The organism is Brevundimonas sp. MF30-B (assembly GCF_004683885.1).
Classification (GTDB): Bacteria; Pseudomonadota; Alphaproteobacteria; order Caulobacterales; family Caulobacteraceae; genus Brevundimonas.
The window spans coordinates 2,288,945-2,305,400 of sequence record NZ_CP038440.1 but is presented as its reverse complement, the minus strand read 5'-3'; the positions used below and the strand labels follow the sequence as shown (position 1 = coordinate 2,305,400).

General features: G+C 69.3%; 16 protein-coding genes. 11 read left to right on the top strand and 5 right to left on the bottom strand.

Features of this window, described 5'->3' with window-relative positions; translation table 11 throughout:
- Window positions 1-4: 4 nt before the first annotated feature.
- Both thiL and E4M01_RS11675 read left to right on the top strand, forming a co-directional pair.
- Window positions 5-988: a thiamine-phosphate kinase gene (gene thiL / locus E4M01_RS11680; protein WP_135063722.1), complete on the top strand. Its 984-nt coding sequence runs from the start codon at window positions 5-7 to the stop codon at window positions 986-988.
- Window positions 981-1,979 carry an FAD-binding oxidoreductase gene (locus E4M01_RS11675; RefSeq protein WP_209316035.1) on the top strand — a complete coding sequence of 333 codons (999 nt, stop codon included), beginning with the start codon at window positions 981-983 and terminating at the stop codon, window positions 1,977-1,979. The genes thiL and E4M01_RS11675 overlap by 8 nt, the downstream gene beginning before the upstream one ends.
- Here E4M01_RS11675 and E4M01_RS11670 read toward each other — a convergent pair.
- The gene (locus E4M01_RS11670; RefSeq protein ID WP_245158253.1) at window positions 1,976-2,716 is read right to left on the bottom strand and encodes a TonB family protein; all 741 of its coding nucleotides are present in this window, start codon (window positions 2,714-2,716) and stop codon (window positions 1,976-1,978) included. The two genes, E4M01_RS11675 and E4M01_RS11670, sit on opposite strands and share 4 nt — an antisense overlap.
- Window positions 2,717-2,879: 163 nt before the next feature.
- Here E4M01_RS11670 and E4M01_RS11665 point away from each other — a divergent pair, with 163 nt between their 5' ends.
- Entirely contained in the window at window positions 2,880-3,662 is a 783-nt protein-coding gene (locus tag E4M01_RS11665; protein WP_135063719.1) for a transglycosylase SLT domain-containing protein, read from the top strand.
- Window positions 3,663-3,738: 76 nt separating this feature from the next.
- The gene (locus tag E4M01_RS11660; protein WP_135063715.1) at window positions 3,739-4,875 is read left to right on the top strand and encodes a DUF2336 domain-containing protein; all 1,137 of its coding nucleotides are present in this window, start codon (window positions 3,739-3,741) and stop codon (window positions 4,873-4,875) included.
- Here E4M01_RS11660 and E4M01_RS11655 read toward each other — a convergent pair.
- Both E4M01_RS11655 and E4M01_RS11650 read right to left on the bottom strand, forming a co-directional pair.
- A complete protein-coding gene (locus E4M01_RS11655) occupies window positions 4,872-5,954 on the bottom strand; it encodes a L,D-transpeptidase (protein WP_135063712.1) in 1,083 nt (360 codons plus the stop codon). The two genes, E4M01_RS11660 and E4M01_RS11655, sit on opposite strands and share 4 nt — an antisense overlap.
- A 36-nt stretch (window positions 5,955-5,990) precedes the next feature.
- Window positions 5,991-6,731 carry an SGNH/GDSL hydrolase family protein gene (locus E4M01_RS11650; RefSeq protein ID WP_135063709.1) on the bottom strand — a complete coding sequence of 247 codons (741 nt, stop codon included), beginning with the start codon at window positions 6,729-6,731 and terminating at the stop codon, window positions 5,991-5,993.
- 294 nt (window positions 6,732-7,025) lie between these two features.
- Here E4M01_RS11650 and E4M01_RS11645 point away from each other — a divergent pair, with 294 nt between their 5' ends.
- The 3 genes from E4M01_RS11645 (at window position 7,026) to E4M01_RS11635 (ending at window position 10,027) form a co-directional block, all read left to right on the top strand.
- Window positions 7,026-8,165 carry a GNAT family N-acetyltransferase gene (locus E4M01_RS11645; RefSeq protein WP_135063706.1) on the top strand — a complete coding sequence of 380 codons (1,140 nt, stop codon included), beginning with the start codon at window positions 7,026-7,028 and terminating at the stop codon, window positions 8,163-8,165.
- On the top strand, window positions 8,162-9,061 hold the full coding sequence (locus E4M01_RS11640) for a transcriptional regulator (RefSeq protein WP_135063703.1): 900 nt from the start codon (window positions 8,162-8,164) through the stop codon (window positions 9,059-9,061). Before E4M01_RS11645 ends, E4M01_RS11640 begins: the two co-directional genes overlap by 4 nt.
- 105 nt (window positions 9,062-9,166) lie before the next feature.
- On the top strand, window positions 9,167-10,027 hold the full coding sequence (locus E4M01_RS11635) for a GIN domain-containing protein (protein ID WP_135063700.1): 861 nt from the start codon (window positions 9,167-9,169) through the stop codon (window positions 10,025-10,027).
- Window positions 10,028-10,030: 3 nt separating this feature from the next.
- On the opposite strand, the gene E4M01_RS11630 is transcribed toward E4M01_RS11635, so the two are convergent.
- Window positions 10,031-11,461 (bottom strand): serine hydrolase, encoded by a 1,431-nt coding sequence (locus E4M01_RS11630; RefSeq protein ID WP_245158252.1) that lies wholly within the window; start codon window positions 11,459-11,461, stop codon window positions 10,031-10,033.
- A 264-nt stretch (window positions 11,462-11,725) separates the two neighbouring features.
- Here E4M01_RS11630 and E4M01_RS11625 point away from each other — a divergent pair, with 264 nt between their 5' ends.
- On the top strand, window positions 11,726-12,196 hold the full coding sequence (locus tag E4M01_RS11625) for a phasin family protein (protein WP_135063697.1): 471 nt from the start codon (window positions 11,726-11,728) through the stop codon (window positions 12,194-12,196).
- A 53-nt stretch (window positions 12,197-12,249) separates the two neighbouring features.
- Here the strand turns inward: E4M01_RS11625 and E4M01_RS11620 are convergent, their stop codons facing one another.
- Window positions 12,250-12,939: an HAD-IA family hydrolase gene (locus E4M01_RS11620; RefSeq protein WP_135063694.1), complete on the bottom strand. Its 690-nt coding sequence runs from the start codon at window positions 12,937-12,939 to the stop codon at window positions 12,250-12,252.
- A gap of 72 nt (window positions 12,940-13,011) precedes the next feature.
- Here E4M01_RS11620 and glmU point away from each other — a divergent pair, with 72 nt between their 5' ends.
- The 3 genes from glmU to gor are packed head-to-tail and all read left to right on the top strand — an operon-like array spanning window position 13,012 to window position 16,448.
- Window positions 13,012-14,358, top strand: coding sequence for a bifunctional UDP-N-acetylglucosamine diphosphorylase/glucosamine-1-phosphate N-acetyltransferase GlmU (gene glmU / locus E4M01_RS11615; protein ID WP_135063691.1), 1,347 nt, complete (start codon window positions 13,012-13,014; stop codon window positions 14,356-14,358).
- Entirely contained in the window at window positions 14,355-15,038 is a 684-nt protein-coding gene (rpiA, locus tag E4M01_RS11610) for a ribose-5-phosphate isomerase RpiA (protein ID WP_135063688.1), read from the top strand. The genes glmU and rpiA overlap by 4 nt, the downstream gene beginning before the upstream one ends.
- Window positions 15,039-15,062: 24 nt before the next feature.
- Window positions 15,063-16,448 carry a glutathione-disulfide reductase gene (gor, locus tag E4M01_RS11605; RefSeq protein ID WP_135063684.1) on the top strand — a complete coding sequence of 462 codons (1,386 nt, stop codon included), beginning with the start codon at window positions 15,063-15,065 and terminating at the stop codon, window positions 16,446-16,448.
- Window positions 16,449-16,456: the final 8 nt, after the last annotated feature.

The window sequence follows — 16,456 nt, the reverse complement described above, 5'->3', positions numbered from 1 at the left end:
GACGGTGGTCGAGCCCGCGGGCGAGTTCGAAACGATCCGCGAGCTGTTCGCGCCGCTGGCTCACCCGGAGTGGGGCCGCGGGCTTCTGGACGATGTCGCCGTCGTGCCGTCGCGCCCGGGCTTCGACCTGATCGCGACCAAGGACGCCATCGTCGAAGGCGTCCACTTCCTGCCTGACGATCCGATGGACACGGTGGCGCGCAAACTGCTGCGCGTGAACCTGTCGGACCTCGCGGCCAAGGGCGCCGAGCCGTTCGGCTATCTGCTGGCCTGCGCCTGGCCGCCGCGCCTGGACTGGCCCCAGCGCCAGGCCTTCGCGGAGGGCCTCAAACAGGATCAGGCCGCCTTTCGCGTGCATCTGCTGGGCGGCGACACCGTCTCTACGCCCGGACCCGCCAGCTTCTCCTTGACCGCCCTGGGTTGGGCTCCGGCGGGCACGGCGGTCTCCCGCGCAGGGGCGCGGCCGGGCGATATGGTCGTGGTCACGGGCCAGATCGGCGACGGCTGGCTGGGGCTGAAGGCGGCACGAGGCGGCCTCGCGCTTGATCCCGACCGGCTCCAGGCGCTGACCGCCCACTATCGCACCCCCGAACCCAAGACGGCGCTGGCGGACCTGGTGCTGGCTCACGCCACGGCGTCAGTGGATGTGTCCGACGGTCTGCTGGCCGATCTGACCCATGTGCTGGAGGCCTCGGGCGTCGGGGCCGACCTGGCGCTGGAGCGGCTGCCCCTGTCGCGCGCGGGTTCGGCCTGGATGGAGGACCGGGTCGATCCCGAGGCCGCCCTGCTGGACCTGGCCACGGGCGGCGACGACTACGAGATCCTGATGACGGTGCGGCCCGGCGCGGTCGAGGCCCTGCGACGCGAGGTCGAACGCCGCCACGACCGGTTGACGGTGCTGGGCGAGATCACCGCCCGGCGGGGTCTGCGTGTGAGCCATCAGGGCCAGCCGGTCGCCGTCGGCCGCACGGGCTGGCGTCATGGCTGAGATTGACGTGCTGGTGATCGGCGCGGGCGTCCTGGGCTTGTGCTGCGCCGTCGAGCTCGAGCGTCGTGGTCACGGCGTTCAGGTCGTCGATCCGGGCGGGCGCAACGCCTCCTGGGTGGCGGCCGGCATGATCGCCCCGGCCCTGGAGTCCGCGATCGAGGACGTGACCCCGGCCCGCGCCGCCCTGCTGCGCCGCGCGCGCGACCTCTGGCCCGACTTGGCAGAGGCGGAGGGAATCGAACTGCACCGCCGCCCGGCCGAGTGGCGCGGCGAAGGGGCGGATGTTGTCGCGGAACGCCTGGCGGCTCTGGGCTTCTCGGTCCGCCATGAAGCCGGCCGCGTCGTGACCGACGACGATTGGCAAGTCGACTGCCCGGCTGCGCTGGAGGCTTTGCGCCAGGCCCTGGCGCGCCCCGTCATCGCGGCGAAGGTCGAGGCCCTGGCGGCTCATGACGGCGGCTGGAGCGCGACCCTTTCCGATGGCGGGTCGCTGACTGCTCCGACCTTGGTTCTCGCGACGGGCGCGGGCGCGGCGATCCCGGGCTTGCCCGACCGTGTGGCGGTCCTGGTGTCCGCCATCGAGCCCGTGCGGGGTCAGATCGGATGGACGGCCGCTCCGCTGGCGGACCATGTGGTGCGCGGTTCCGGCGGCTATCTGGCGCCTCAGGGCGGCGGAACCCTGATCGGCGCGACCATGGAGGCGGGCCGACGCGACCTGGCCTCTGATCCCGCCTCGAGCGGCGCCCTGACCGCCGCCGCCGAACGTCTGGCGACGCTTGATCCCGCCACTCCGATCGACTGGCGTGTGGGCGTGCGCGGGGCGACCGCCGACGGCCTGCCGCTGGCCGGGCCGAGCGGGGAGGCGGGCCTGCACTTGGCTTTGGCCCCCCGGCGCAACGGTTGGCTTCTGGGGCCGCTGGTCGGCCGCGTGGTGGCGGACGGGATCGAGGGCCGATCCGGCGAGCCGGCCCTCGATCCTCTGCGGCTCTAGTCCGCCAGCGCGAAACGGACGCCGAAGGTGACGCGCGCACCGTCCACCGGCCGCCCGTCCACGGTCTGCGGGCTCATGCGGAAGTAGCGCCCCAGACCTTGGGCCGCACGGCCGAACCCGCGCCCCGCCGGCGTCTCGGACGCCACGGTGCAGCCGGTCAGGGTGCCGTCGACCCGAACTCGGCACTCCAGCATCGCCAGGCCGGTCTGCCCGCGTTCCAAGGCCGCCGACGGGTAGGCCCGCATCAGCTGGTCCCCCGTCGGCCGGCTGACCCAGTCGGGCTGGGTGATGACCGGGGGCCCGACCGGGGCCGGCTCGACGGGCCGCGTCTCGGTTCCGCCGGGAACGGCGTGCGGCTGGGGGGGGGCGATGGTGATCGGTCCCGGCGTCGGGATCGGATTGTCGCTGATCGGCGCGATCAGCGGCGGGATCGGGCTGGGCCGGGGAATGGTGCGGTTCAGCGGAGGATTAGGGGCCGGCGGCGTGGTGCTGACCACGACCGGCGGCTTGGGACGCGGCACGAAGGTCAGCTTGGTCACGGGCGGCTCCGGTGCGGGCGGCGTGATCGCGATCGGCGCCTCGAACCGTTGATGGTAGAGCCAGGTCGCCCCGCCGGCGTGCACTATCACCGAAACGCCGATCGCCGCCAGCATCCAGCGCGGCATCGGCCGCTTGCGGTCCGCATAGTCCAGCGGCGAGCCATGTCCCGGGCCGCCCGCGGTCTGCATCATCATCATCGCCGTCTCTCCCTTTTGGGCCCTCCCCAGAACCCAAGGCGAAGCTTGCCGCTTCCGTTGCGGCAACTTTAGGGCGTGACGCCAAGCGTCGAACCGGGCTCGATCTGTGGAGCGCCGACCCGGCGTTAAGGCCCCGTTAACCGCGATTCACAAAGGTTAACGCATGTCCATCGGAGCGATTCCCTCGGCAGGCGGCGTGGAGGCTGCGATCCGTCGCGCCTCCAACGCGACCGGGGTGGACGCCGATTTCCTGATTAAGACTGCTCGGCGCGAGAGCGCCATGAACCCGATGGCCAAGGCGCGCACCTCATCTGCGGCGGGGTTGTTCCAGTTCATCGAGCAGACCTGGCTGGCGACGGTGAAGCAACATGGCCGCAAGCACGGCTACGGCCAATACGCCGATCTCATCCATCGCGCCTCCGACGGGCGCTGGCGTGTCGAGGGGTCGGCGCGAAACATGGTGCTGGACCTGCGGTTCGACGCCCAGGCGGCTTCGACCATGGCGGCCGAGCTTGCGTCCTCCAACGCCGCCTATCTGCGCGGCCGCACGGGCAGGGAGCCTGGCGCCGGGGATCTCTATGCCGCTCATTTCCTGGGGCCCGCAGGCGCGGCCAGCCTGATGGAGGCGATGACCACGCGGCCGGGCGCCAGCGCCGCCAGCCTGTTTCCCGAGGCCGCTCGGGCCAACCGGCCGATCTTCTATCGCGAAGGCCGAGCAGCGACCGTCGCCGAGGTCTACGCCAATCTTCAGCGCACGGCCGGCGGCGCGCCCGCCATCTCCACGTCCGCGCCTCCGCCGGCTACCGATCTCAGCGAGAAGGACCGGATGCTGGCTGCACGGCTGGACCGCCTCAAGCAGGATCAGAGCCTCCTGGCGCTTCTGCTTGGCCAGGACGGCGATGGCGGCGGCTTCAAGGGGGCGTTTTCTCCTCGTGACGCCGTCTGATGGTAAACCGGCCGTTAAGCATGGTGGTGTGAAGGTAGGTGCGCTTCCATTGCAGGAAGCGCTCAAGAGCCGCCCCATGACCGCCCACCGCGCCCGACTGACTGAAATGGACATCCGTCGGCTGATCAAGGCGGACGACGAGGACGACCGCGCCGCCGCCGCCCACAAGCTGTGCCGCAGCATGGAGCGGTTGCCGCTGGACAACGAAGGCCGGGCGGCCGCCGAGAAGATTCTGCGCCTTCTGGCCGACGACTCCGCCGAGATGGTCCGCCGCGCCATGGCCGTCACGCTCAAGAACTCCGATCTCATCCCCCGCGACTTGGCCCGGCGGCTCGCGGCGGACATCGAGACGGTGGCCCTGCCCATCATCGCCTGGTCGCCGGCGTTTCATGACGAAGACCTGATCGAGATCGTTCGCGCGGGCTCCGCCGCGCGCCAAGTCGCCGTGGCCGGTCGTTCAGTGGTGTCGCGCGACGTCGCCGAGGCGGTGATGGAGCACGGCGCACGCGAGGCGGTCCGCACCCTGGCCTCCAACGACAACGCCGACCTCTCAGAACGCGCGCTCGAGCAGGCCGTGGCTCGTTTTGGCGATGCCGACGACGTTGTCGCCGCCCTGGCCTATCGCCCGGTGCTGCCGCTTCATATCACCGAACAACTGATCGAACGGGCGTCCGAGGCCATCCGCGACCATCTGGTCGCCCGCCACGCCATCGCGCCCGAAACGGCGGTGCGTCTGGCTCAGTTCGCCCGGGAGCGCGCGACGGTGGATCTGATCGACCAAGCCGTCGGCCAGCTCGACCTGGCCGGCTTTGTCGCGAACTTGAACGCGCGCAAGGCCCTGAATGCATCGCTGCTGTTGCGCGCCCTCGCTCGCGGTCGAATGGCGCTGTTCGAGCACGGCCTGGCGGAACTGGCTCAAACCCCGCATCAGCGCGCCTGGCTGATGGTGCACGACGGCGGCCCTCTGGGCCTGCGCGCACTCTATGATCGCGCGGGATTGCCGCCGCGCCTATTCGCCGCCTTCCGGGCCGGGGTCGACACGTGGCGTTCGCTTCAAGCCGAAGGCGTAGACACGTCGGGCGAGGCCTTCCGCGAGCGCATGCTCGAGCGTTTCCTCAGCCAGCGGCCGGCTGTGGCGCGCGAGGACCTGGCCTATCTGATGGAGCGGCTTGATCGACCGGCCGCCGCCAACGACGCCCGTCGTGCAGCCTAGCCTACAAAGCGGACCTCAACGCCCGGTTTGACGGCCGCCGCCAACTGTTCGGCGTCCCAGTTGGTCAGCCGTACGCAGCCGTTCGACGCCGTCTTTGCGATCTTGGACGGATCCGGAGTGCCGTGGATGCCGTAGGTGTCGCGCGACAGGGCGATCCACACCGAGCCGACCGGATTGTTGGGACCCGGCGGGACCAGGATGCGTCGCGGTCCCCGGTCATAGGTCACACGAGAGGGGTCGTAGGCGTAGTCCGGATCGTTCGCCACGCCGACCACCGTCAGAGTGCCCGACGGCGCGGGACGCTCGGTCGATCCTATGGTGGCCGGATAGAATGCGATCAGCCGATCGGAACCGTCGAAGGCGCGCACCGAACTCTCGGTCTTGTCCACGACGACATAGGCGACCTCGGCGGGCAGGGCGCGGGCGCCCACCGCCGCCACGACCAGGGTCTTGCCGACCAGTCCTTGCGCCATGCTGAAATCGACCCCGGGGTTCAAGGCCTGAAGCAGGGCCTCGGTCATCTGAAAGCGCTCGGCCAGACCTTCCAGCGGCGTGGCGTAGCCGACGCGGTCCAGCTGCGACATGGCCTCCAGGTCCGTCGGGACGGTTCCGATGAACGGGCCCTCGACGTCCTGAGCGGTGATGACATGGTCGGTCAGGACCGGGCTGCTGTCGCCCGAGGTCAGCCGATCGAACACCTGCTGGTCCAGCACGCCGTCTTCGCTCAGGCCGGCCGCCTTCTCAAAAGCGGCGATGGCCTGGGCCGTGTTTTCTCCACCCAGGCCGTCGATTATGCCCGGCGAAAAGCGGGCGCGTCCGAGAAGGATCTGGGCGCGGATGATGGCGGGGTCGAGCTGAACCTGCGCGGGCGGCGCAGCCTGGCCCTCGGCCACCGCAGGAGCGGGCGTCGGCTGAGTGAAGACGGCGCGTTCGATGGCGTCGCGCGACAGGCCGCTCTGGGCGGACTGACCGCTTTCGGCGGGCGCCTGCGGCTGGCCGCGATCACAGGCGGCGACGGCGAGTGGGAGAAGCAGGGCGAGGGCGGGGGCGGCGTAGCGCGCCGTACGGCTAAGGCTCATATCTGCCCAATGCCTTGATGCGCCTCACGTTCCGTCTCAACGAAGCGCGGCGGCCAGGCCCTCGGCGGTGTTCGCCGCCCAGCAGGCATATCCGGGATCGTTCAGGTGCAGATCGTCGGGGCCGACGCCGCCGCGATCCAGCCCGGACCAGCCGCTCATCGCCGCGAACCTTTGCTGCACGGCATAGCCGACGCGACCGCCCTCCAAGGCGATCAGGCGCGAGATCTCCGCCAGAGCCGGGTTCTTTCCGTGAAACGCCGAGTTCGTCGCATTGTCGGGCAATCTCTGCGGATCGATCAGCACGACATCGACATCGGCCGCGTCCAGCACGGCCTGGCCGCGCCGGAAGTCGATGAAGAAGTCGTCCAGCGGCCGGTCGCGCAGCACGTCATTCGTTCCGAGCTGCCACAGGACCAAATCCGGCCGGCCGGCTGCGATCTCGGTCTGCAGGCGGTCAGCGGTCTCCTTCGCCGTTTCGCCGCCGATCCCCTTGTTGACCACCGTCACCGCGACCCCAGGGAGGCGCTGGCTCAGGCCCTGCTCGAGAAGAGGGACGAAACCAAGCTCGGCGCGGCTGGCGCCCACCCCCTCAATGCTCGACGATCCCATGGCCAAAACGGTCAGCTTGCCGCTCTCCACCGCCGCGCGGGCGCGGTCCAGGCCGCCGTTCGACACGATGTTGTCGGCGCTTACGGGACACGCGGCGGGCGCGGCCTGGGCGAGGGCAGCCGAAGGCGTGATCATGACGAGGGCGGCGGCGAGCAGGGCTGGTCTCACGAATTGGGTTCTCCGGTCGCAGGATCGGTTTCGGTGTCGCCAGGGTTTGAGGACCCTTCAGAGCCGGGCGGTTCCGTGGCCGGGCGGGGCGGCTCGCCGTCGTGGGCCGGCGGACGCTGTTGCTCGGTTTCGTTTTCGCGGGTCGGCGGACGGCGGGGGTCGGTCATGAACGTCTCCGGGTCTAGAGTCTGAGATTGGTTGACGCAACGCGCGGGCGTGAGCGCGGCTCCCATCCACTCCCTGTTCACCATCCCGCTAAACCACAGGGAAACGGCGGTCGTTCAGAGTGGCGGCATGCACACCACCGTCGATCTTGTCGCGCCCCAGGCGCTGGACGTCGAAGCTCTGGCCCTGTGGCAAGCGATGGCGCGGGCGAACCCGGATCTGTCTAGCCCCTATTTCGACCCCCGGTTCACTCAGACGGCGGCGCGGTTCAGTCCCGGCGCTACGGTCGCCGTTTTTCGGCGCGGCGGACGCACCGTCGGCTTTCTACCATTCCAGACACGGGGCGCGACCGCCCAGCCGCTGGGCGCGCCGATGAACGACTATCACGGCGTCGTGGCCTTTCCGGGCGAGGCGCCGGCGCTGGACGAGGTCGCCAGCCTGCTGGGCCGTCCGCGCCTGACGGTCAGCGGCTGGATCGGTCCAGCCGCCGAAACCGTGCAGCGCCGCACGGCGCGGGCAGAACTGGGCATCGGCGGGCACGAGGCCTGGTACGCCGAACGGCGTCAGACCTTTGGCAAATTCTTCAAGGACAAAGAGCGTGCGCGCCGCAGCATGGCGGCTGAGTTCGGCCCGCTGCGGGTCGAGGTTGGGCTGAACGATCCGACCCTGCTGGACTGGTTGATCGATCTGAAGCGGGACCAGTACCGCCGCTCAGCGCGGCACGATGTCTTCGCCTGCGGCTGGACGCGCGACATGCTGCACGCCCTGATGGCAGAGGCTGACGCGGACTTCGGCGGCTCGATCGCCGCCCTTTGGGCTGGGGACACCTTGATGGCGGCGGAATATAGCCTGCACGCCGGATCGACCCTGCATTTCTGGTTCCCGGCCTACACCCCCGGTCTGGCCCGCTGCTCGCCTGGAATCCTGCTGACGCTGGACACTATCCGTCTGGGCGCCGAGCGCGGCTGGACGGTGTTCGACTTCGGCGTCGGCGAGGAAGGCTACAAGAAGTATTTCCAGAACGGATCCCAGAGCGTGGGCGAAGCGGTGTTGAACCGGCCGGGGCTGCGCTCGGCCCTGTCGGGAGTGGCGGTGGCCACGATCAACTTGGCGGGGGAAGGGCGCGGGGAGCGGCTGCGCACCAGCTTTCGCCGCAGGCTGGCCGCCATCGAGGGATGCGAGACCGATGCCATGAGCCAGTTGAAAGGCGTGATGGCCGCCACCGGCGCGGCCTTCGGAAAGCTTTCTCGCGACCGGGCGCCGGCGTGACGGGCCTCGCCGCCCGCTACCGAGGGCCGATCGCGCAGGCCGAGGTGCATGCACACGGGCTGACGGCGGCAGGTCTGGCTGAGGACGGGGTGCTGGCCGCAGTGCTGGATCGTTACCCGCCGGATCTTTTCGACATCAATCTTTACGATTTCGATGATGCGGGTCAGGCCTCGCTGCGGACGGGAGCGCGCGGGCTCCTCTCAGGAACGGAACTGCTGGAAGCGATCAAGCAGGGCCGGCTGTGGGTGAATATGCGACAGGTTGCTGAAGGCTGGCCTGAGTTATGGCGCGCCGCGGCGCCGGACTTGCGCAGCATCACCGATGCGCATGGCGTCAGACCCGTGTCGTGCAGCGGCCAGTTGATCCTGTCGTCGCCCAAGGCGCGCGTGCCCTACCATTTCGACGCGGCGGGCGTGGTGCTGCTGCACATGCGAGGACGCAAGCGGCTGTTCGTCTACCCTGGCGACGAAGCGCATCTGCCCGAACAGGCGATGGAGCTGGTGGTCTCCCGCCAGACAACGGAGGAGACGCCCTATCGGCCGGCTTTCGAGGCCGATGCTCAGATTCTTGACCTGGAGCCCGGCCAGGCGGCGACCTGGCCCTTCTATGCCCCGCACCGGGTCGAGAACCTGGACGCGTTCTGCGTCTCCCTGTCGATCGAGTTCCAGACCTGGAGCACGCGCCTCCGCAACGGCGCGCTCTATGTGAATGCAGTTCAAAGGCTGCGGGGCCGCAACCCTTCGTCGACCGATCAGCTTTCTGCGCCCGGGCTCGCGGCGCGTTGGGCGGCGGCGGTCGCACTCAAGCGCATGGGCGCCGTCCGGAACGGGATCATCGACATCAAGCGGGAATTCGAGCCGGCGGTCGGTGCGGTGGACGGCGCTCGCGCGCTCTGAACCGGCAGGATTACAAAGGGGTCATGACCTCGATTTAAAGTGACCCGCGCCGTGACCGGCCGCACCCTGCTCTCAGCCTGGCCCTGGCCTGGAAGGAGAGAAGCCATGAACACCCCCTTGATGATCGCCGCATCCGCCGTCGCCGCCTGCGCCGCTCTGCCGGCGGCCGCCCAGAGCGTGGAGGTGCGCGACGCTGTGGCGCGCGTCGTCGTGATCCCCGAGGACCGCACCGACATCGCCGTGGAGATCGAGCCGGGTCGCGCCGGCCTGCCAGCCCTTCGGGTTGCACGCCGCGGCGCCGACGTGCGCGTCTTCGGGGAGTTGGGCCGCAATCCGGTGCGCCAGTGCCGCGCGGGGCCGCCGGACGCGCGTCAGCCTGGCGAAGGCGCCTCTGTAGAGGTCCGCGGCCACGGCCGGGTCGACCTGGCGGACGCGCCCTTGATCGTGCTTCGCACGCCGCGCGATGTCGATGTTTCGGGCAGCGGCGCCGTCTTCGGCTCGGTGGGTCGGGGTGCGCGCTCGCTTGAGCTTGGGTCGGGCGGCTGCGGGTCCTGGACGGTCGCCAACGTCGACGGACCGGCCAGACTCAGCATTGGCGGCTCGGGCGCCATCCGAGCGGGCTCGGCGGCCGAGCTTGAAATTCGGATCGGCGGTTCCGGCAGTGTCGCCGCGGCCTCGGCCCGTTCCCTGGAAGCCGCCATCGGCGGCTCGGGCGACATCGTCGTCCAACGCATTGACGGCCCTGTCGACGCCTCGATCGGGGGGTCCGGCGACGTGCGCGTCCGCGGGGGAGAGGTGACGCGCCTGACCGCCTCCATCGCGGGATCGGGCAATGTCGTGTCCGACGTGCCGGTTCGGGAAATCTCGGCCAGCCTCGTCGGCTCGGGCAGCGTACGCGCCCCGGCCGTGAGCGGAAATGTCAGCCAGTCGAGCGTGGGCTCCGGCCGGGTCGTGGTCGGACGTTGAGCCTCAGGCCGGCCGGATAACCATGCAGGTGACGCGCCGTTCGGACAGGGCGGCGCAAGCCGCTTCGGCGGCGTCCTGGCTCAGGCCGACGAAGCGGGAGCGGTACCATTCGCCTGCGACCTGAACATCGCGGTCGGCCCCGTTGAACTGGCTGCGGAAGCGGCGCGCCACCTCGGTCAGCCAGTCGTCGGCCACCTTCTGATCCTTGAAAGCCCCGACCTGAACGGCCCAGCCCCCGGAAGATGCACGCGACGCCGTCTGGCGGTTCAGCGATTCGCGGGCCGTGACCGCGCCGCCGTTCAGAGAGGCGGTCAGCCCTTCCGGCGAGCGGGGGGCCGGGGCTTCCGCACGAACGACGGGCCGGGCCGACGGCGCGGGCGCGACGCGGTTGGGCAGATTGGCGGGCGCCGGGCCCGAAACGAGAGCCACGCCGGCGCCGATTGGCGCTGACGTGGCGGCGACGCCGCCGTCCTCGTCCTCGTCGCGCTGCAGGCTGGCGTAGGCGATCGGCGCGGCGTTGTCAGGGTTGGAGCCGATGCCGAAGCCGCGCTGCTCGAAGAAGGCCTGGGCCACCTGAAGCCGCTCGCCGCGCTCGCGACGGCGCTCGACCTCAAAGCCGGTGTTCATCAGTTCCGCGACGTGCGCGTTGCGGCTGGCGCTGGAGCGTCCGCCCAGAACGATGGTGATCAGCCGCTTGCCGTTCTCGACCTTCGACGCCGCCAGATTGTAACCGGATGCGTTGGTGAAGCCGGTCTTGATCCCGTCGTAGCCGGCCGTGTTCAGCAGACCGTTGGTGTTGCGGTAGTCGCGCCCGTTATAGGCCCAGTCGTGCAGGCCGAAATAGCGGTAGTACTGGGGATAATCGCGCATTACGGCGCGGGCCAGAACGGCTAGGTCGCGCGCAGTGGTCAGCTGGCGCCCATCGGGCAGGCCGTGCGGATTGACGTAGCGCGTCTGTGTCATGCCCAATTCTTCGGCCTTGCGCGTCATCATGGCGGCGAAGCGGGCTTCCGAGCCGCCGATATGCTCGGCGATAGCCATGGCCATATCGTTTGAGCTGCGCACGGCTGTGGCGCGCATGGCGTTGTCCAAGCTGATGGTCTGACCCGCCGCCAGCCCCAGTTTCGACGGCGGCTGGGACGCGGCGCGCGGCGAGACTGTGATCACGTCGTCCAGGCTGACTTTGCCTTCCGACAACGCTTCGAACGCCAGATACAGCGTCATCACCTTTGTCACCGACGCTGGATAGCGACGAGCGTCTGCGTGGCGTGCAAACAGAACTTCGCCCGAGGCGGCGTCCACCACGACGGCGGCGTAACGGGCGTTCTCGTTCGATTGTGCGACCGGCGCCGGCCCGGGATGGGGCATCAGGGCGACCAGGGCGGCGGCCGCGAGGGCAGGGGCGAAACGGACAAACTGGGCGGGAGTCTGCAAGGCGTTGACCCTCATTCACACTGCGCGCCGGCGGCCCCCGACGCTACGCCATCAAACAGCTAGCATGAGCCGAGGGCGTTTCGTCGCGGTTAACGGGCTGTCAACGTAGATTTGAAGACGCAAGCTTGACGGTTTTGTGCATCGCACAATAAACCTTGACGCGCCTTCGCACTTGCACCATATATCGCCCGTCGCGCCAGAATCGCCTGGTGCGGAAATCATAACGCGGACCACCCGCGAGCTTCGCTTTCAGGAGATCCCGACATGGCTGACGCCACCGAAACGATGAAGAAGACCGTCGAACAGACCGCTTCCAAGACCAAGGCCCAGGCCGAGCAGTTCCAGGCCGCCGGCGCCCAGGCGTTCCGCGAAGGCGTGGACAAGTCCGTGGCCGGCTTCAGCGAGCTGAACGCTCAGAGCAAGCGCAATCTGGAAGCCATGGTCGAGTCGGCCTCGGCCGCCCAGAAGGGCGCCGAAGCCCTGTCGCAACAGGCCCTGGCCTTCAGCAAGAAGAGCTGGGAAGACAATATGGCCGCCGCCCAGTCGATGGCGACCGCCCGTTCGATCCAGGAACTGGTCGAACTGCAGACCTCGTGGGCCAAGTCGGCCTCTGAGGCCTACCTCTCGGAAATGACCCGCATGACGGAGACCCTTACGGCCTCGGTCAAGGACAGCTTCAAGCCGATCAACGAGCGCGTCACCGCCTCGGTCGAGACGCTGCAAGCCGCTCGCTAAATCGGCGATCGACTGCGAAATTGAAGAGCCCCGGCGGAAACGCCGGGGCTTTTTCATGTCTTGATGGTCAGCCGGTCCATGACGGGCTCCAGCTCATCGAAGCGGTCGATGACCGCCGCGACGTCCAACTCTCGGACCGGAATGTCGGTGTAGCCGAAGCTGACCAACACGCAGGGCATGGGCGCGTCGCGCGCGGCCCGGGCGTCGGTCGCGCTGTCGCCGATCATCAGGGCGCGGGCGGGATCGCCGCCGGCCTTGAGCACGGCCTCGCGCAGGTGGGCGCCGGACGGCTTGCGGGCGCTGACGACGTCGGGGCCGACGATGGCGGCGAAATGTCGGGTAAGGTTCAGCGCCTCGATCAGGGTGCCGGACAGGTCGGTGCGCTTGTTGGTCGCCACGCACAGGATCGCGCCCCTCGCGGCCAGTCGGTCCAGCGTATCAACCACGCCGTCATAGGGGCGACTGAGGTCGGCGATGTGGGCCCGATAGTCCTCGATGAAGGCGTCGAACAGGGCGGGCGACGCCGCCTCGTCCCAACGGGCGCCGGCCTCCTGAAAGCCATGCTCCAACAGAGCCCGCGCCCCGTGCCCGACCAGATGCCGCGCCGAGGCCAGCGGGACTCGCGGCAGACCGCGCTGGGCCAGCAGTCGGTTCAGCGTGCCCATCAGATCGGGCGCGGTCTCCACCAGGGTGCCATCCAGGTCGAAGGCCAGGGTCCAGCCGGTCAGGTCGTGGCCGCTCATGGGCTCTCCTTGCTCGCGATGCGCAGGCCGTTAGGCTAGATCGCAAGCGCCGACCACCCGCAGGGACGATTCATGACCACGCCGACACGCGCCCGCGCCGCCGTCATTCTGGCCGCCGGACAGGGCACGCGGATGAAATCGCCGCTGCCGAAGGTGCTGCATCGCGTGGGCGGACGCGCCATGCTGGACCACGCCATCGATGCGGCCGAGGCCCTGGGCTGCGAGCGCGTGGTGGTGGTGGTCGGCGACCATTCGCCCGAGGTCCGCGCCCATGTCGTCAAGCGGCTTGGCGAGGCCGCAGTGGCGGTGCAGGACCCGCCCTTGGGCACCGGCCATGCGGTCCTAGCGGCGCGCCAGGCGCTGGCGGACTTCGACGGCGAAGTGGTGGTGACCTACGGCGACGTGCCGCTGCTCAAGGCGTCGGACATCGCGCCGGCCTTTGGCGCCGACGGGGTGACGGTGATCGGCTTTGAGGCGCGAGACGCGGGCGCCTACGGCCGTCTGATCCTGACCGACGCCGGGCTGGAGGCCATCGTCGAGGCCAAGGAGGCGAGCGCCGATCAATTGCGCATCACCGCCTGCAACTCCGGCGTCCTGGCCGCGCCCGCCGGGGTTCTGTTCGACCTGCTGGACCGAGTGACCAACGCCAACGCCAAGGGCGAATACTATCTGACCGACGTGGTGGCCCTGGCGCGCGAGGCCGGCCATCCGACCCGCGCCGTCTTCGCGCCCGAGGACGCGGTGATGGGCGTCAACGCCCAGGGCGAGCTGGCCCAGGCCGAGGCCCTGTTCCAGAAGGTGCAGCGCGAGACGGCGATGGAGAATGGCGTGACCATGGCTGCGCCCGACACCGTCCACTTCAGCTGGGACACCCGGATCGGGGGCGGGGCGGTGATCGAACCTTTCGTCGTCTTCGGGCCCGGCGCGGTGATCGAGGGCGGCGCGCGCATCCGCAGCTTCAGCCACATCGAGGGCGCGCGGGTCGCCGCCGGCGCCGAGGTCGGTCCCTATGCGCGGCTGCGCCCCGGCGCGGACCTGGCCGAGGGGGTCAAGGTCGGCAACTTCGTCGAGGTCAAGAATGTGACGATGGCCAAGGGCGCCAAGGCCAACCACCTGGCCTATCTGGGCGACGGCGCGGTGGGGGCGGGCGCCAACATCGGCGCCGGGACCATCTTCTGCAACTACGACGGCTTCTTCAAACACCGCACCGAGGTCGGCGAGGGGGCCTTCGTCGGCTCCAACAGCGCCCTTGTCGCGCCGGTTCGGATCGGCGAGGGCGCCATGATCGGCTCCGGCTCGGTGATCACACGCGACGTGGCGGCCGGCGACTTGGCGCTGGGGCGGGGCGAACAGACGATGAAACCGGGTTGGGCCAGGCGGTTCATGGACACGATGCGCGCGAAGAAGGCAGCCCGATGAGCGATATTCAGAAACGCAACGCCGGCGAGGCCGCCGCCCTGCGCGTCGAAGCCGGCATGAAGGTCGGGCTGGGCACCGGCTCGACGGCGGCCTGGTTCGTGCGGGCGCTGGCGGCGCGCAACCTGCCTGGTCTGCGCTGCGTGCCGACGTCGGAAGCCACCGCCGATCTGGCGCGCGAACTGGGGCTGACGCTGTCGACGCTGGAGGACACCCCGCGCCTGGATCTGACGGTCGACGGCGCCGATGAGATCGGTCCGGGTCTGGCGCTCATCAAGGGCGGCGGCGCGGCCCTGCTGCGCGAAAAGCTGGTGTGGGAGGCGTCGGACCGCTGCATCATCATCGCCGACGCGGCCAAGGTGGTGACGAGCCTGGGCGCCTTCGCCCTGCCGATCGAGGTCGTCGCCTTCGGCCACAAGACCACGGGCAACCGCATCGCCGACGTCCTGTCCGATCACGAGATCGGCCAGCCCGCGCGCCTTCGCCAGGCCGAGCGCGGCATCGTGCGCACCGACGGCGGCAATGTCATCTATGACGCCCGCTGCGACGCCATCCACGACCCAGCCCGCCTGGCCGACGATCTGAAACTGATCACCGGCGTGGTCGAGCATGGGCTGTTCCTGGACCTGGCCGATGAGGCGATCATCGGTTTGGATTCCGGCGTCGAGACCTTAAGTCCCTGACCTGCACGGTCCTCGAGGAACAGAATGGCTGACTACGACTACGACCTCTTCGTCATCGGCGCTGGCTCTGGCGGGGTGCGTGCGGCGCGGCTGACGGCGCTGGGCGGCAAGCGGGTCGCGATCGCCGAGGAATTCCGGGTCGGGGGCACCTGCGTGATCCGCGGCTGCGTGCCCAAGAAGTTCATGGTCATGGCGTCGGAGGTCAGCCACGCGCTGGAGATCGCCGAGGGCTACGGCTGGTCTTTCGACAATGCGAAGTTCGACTGGCCGACATTCCTGGAGGCCAAGGACGTCGAGATCGCGCGGCTGTCGGGCATCTACGCCGCCAACCTGGGCAAGGCGGGCGTCGATCTGGTGCATGGCCGGGCTGTGCTGAAGGACGCTCATACAGTCGAAATCGTCGGCAAGGATCGGACGATCACGGCCGAGAAGATTCTGATCGCCACCGGCGGGCGGCCCTGGAAGCCTGAGAGCCTGCCGGGCATCGAGCACGCCATCACCTCGGAAGAAGCTTTCCACCTGCCTGAACTGCCCAAGCGCATCCTGATTGCAGGCGGTGGCTATATCGCGGTGGAGTTCGCCGGCATCTTCGCCGGGCTGGGGGTCGAGACGACGCTGATCTATCGCGGGCCGAACATTCTGCGCGGATTTGACGACGACGTGCGCGCGCATTTGGCCGGGGAGATCGAGAAGCGCGGCATCAAGGTCATCCTGGGCTGCCAGCACCAGTCGATCGAGAAGACCGAGACGGGGCTGGTCAACCACCTGGAGAACGGCATGACGCTGGAGACCGACGTGGTGATGTTCGCCACCGGGCGGGCGCCCCATGTCAAGGATCTGGGCCTGGAGACGGCGGGTGTGCAGCTGAACGACGCGGGGGCGATCAAGGTCGACGACCTGTCGCGCACCACGGCGGAGAACATCTGGGCCATCGGCGACGTGACCGACCGCATGAACCTGACGCCCGTGGCGATCCGCGAGGCGGTGGCCTTCCACGAGACCGTCTATCGCGACAACCCGCAGGCCTTCGACTACGAAGCCGTCGCCACCGCCGTATTCAGCCAACCGCCCGTCGGCGTCGTGGGCCTGACGGAATCGGAAGCGCGCCACAGCTGTCCGGGCGAGGTCGACGTCTATGTGACCCGCTTCCGCCCCATGAAATACGCCTTCACCGGCTCGGACGAGCGGGTGCTGATGAAGCTGGTGGTCGACGCCGACAGCCAGCGGGTCGTCGGCGTCCACATCGTCGGACCGGAATCGCCCGAGATGATCCAGCTGGCCGCCATCGCCGTTAAGGCGGGCCTGACCAAGGCTCAGTGGGACGCCACCTGTGCGGTGCACCCAACCATGGCCGAGGAGTTGGTCACGCTGAAGGAGAAGCAGTCGCCGGCGCACATGGCGGCGGGGTAGCGCGGCGG

What these genes read in the sequence shown, in the direction of transcription:
- E4M01_RS11675 (WP_209316035.1), top strand. Translation starts at nt 981, where the DNA reads ATGGCTGAGATTGACGTGCTGGTGATCGGCGCGGGCGTCCTGGGCTTG.
- E4M01_RS11670 (WP_245158253.1), bottom strand. Translation starts at nt 2,716, where the DNA reads ATGATGATGATGCAGACCGCGGGCGGCCCGGGACATGGCTCGCCGCTG.
- E4M01_RS11665 (WP_135063719.1), top strand. Translation starts at nt 2,880, where the DNA reads ATGTCCATCGGAGCGATTCCCTCGGCAGGCGGCGTGGAGGCTGCGATC.
- E4M01_RS11660 (WP_135063715.1), top strand. Translation starts at nt 3,739, where the DNA reads ATGACCGCCCACCGCGCCCGACTGACTGAAATGGACATCCGTCGGCTG.
- E4M01_RS11655 (WP_135063712.1), bottom strand. Translation starts at nt 5,954, where the DNA reads ATGAGCCTTAGCCGTACGGCGCGCTACGCCGCCCCCGCCCTCGCCCTG.
- E4M01_RS11645 (WP_135063706.1), top strand. Translation starts at nt 7,026, where the DNA reads ATGCACACCACCGTCGATCTTGTCGCGCCCCAGGCGCTGGACGTCGAA.
- E4M01_RS11635 (WP_135063700.1), top strand. Translation starts at nt 9,167, where the DNA reads ATGAACACCCCCTTGATGATCGCCGCATCCGCCGTCGCCGCCTGCGCC.
- E4M01_RS11625 (WP_135063697.1), top strand. Translation starts at nt 11,726, where the DNA reads ATGGCTGACGCCACCGAAACGATGAAGAAGACCGTCGAACAGACCGCT.
- E4M01_RS11620 (WP_135063694.1), bottom strand. Translation starts at nt 12,939, where the DNA reads ATGAGCGGCCACGACCTGACCGGCTGGACCCTGGCCTTCGACCTGGAT.
- glmU (WP_135063691.1), top strand. Translation starts at nt 13,012, where the DNA reads ATGACCACGCCGACACGCGCCCGCGCCGCCGTCATTCTGGCCGCCGGA.
- rpiA (WP_135063688.1), top strand. Translation starts at nt 14,355, where the DNA reads ATGAGCGATATTCAGAAACGCAACGCCGGCGAGGCCGCCGCCCTGCGC.
- gor (WP_135063684.1), top strand. Translation starts at nt 15,063, where the DNA reads ATGGCTGACTACGACTACGACCTCTTCGTCATCGGCGCTGGCTCTGGC.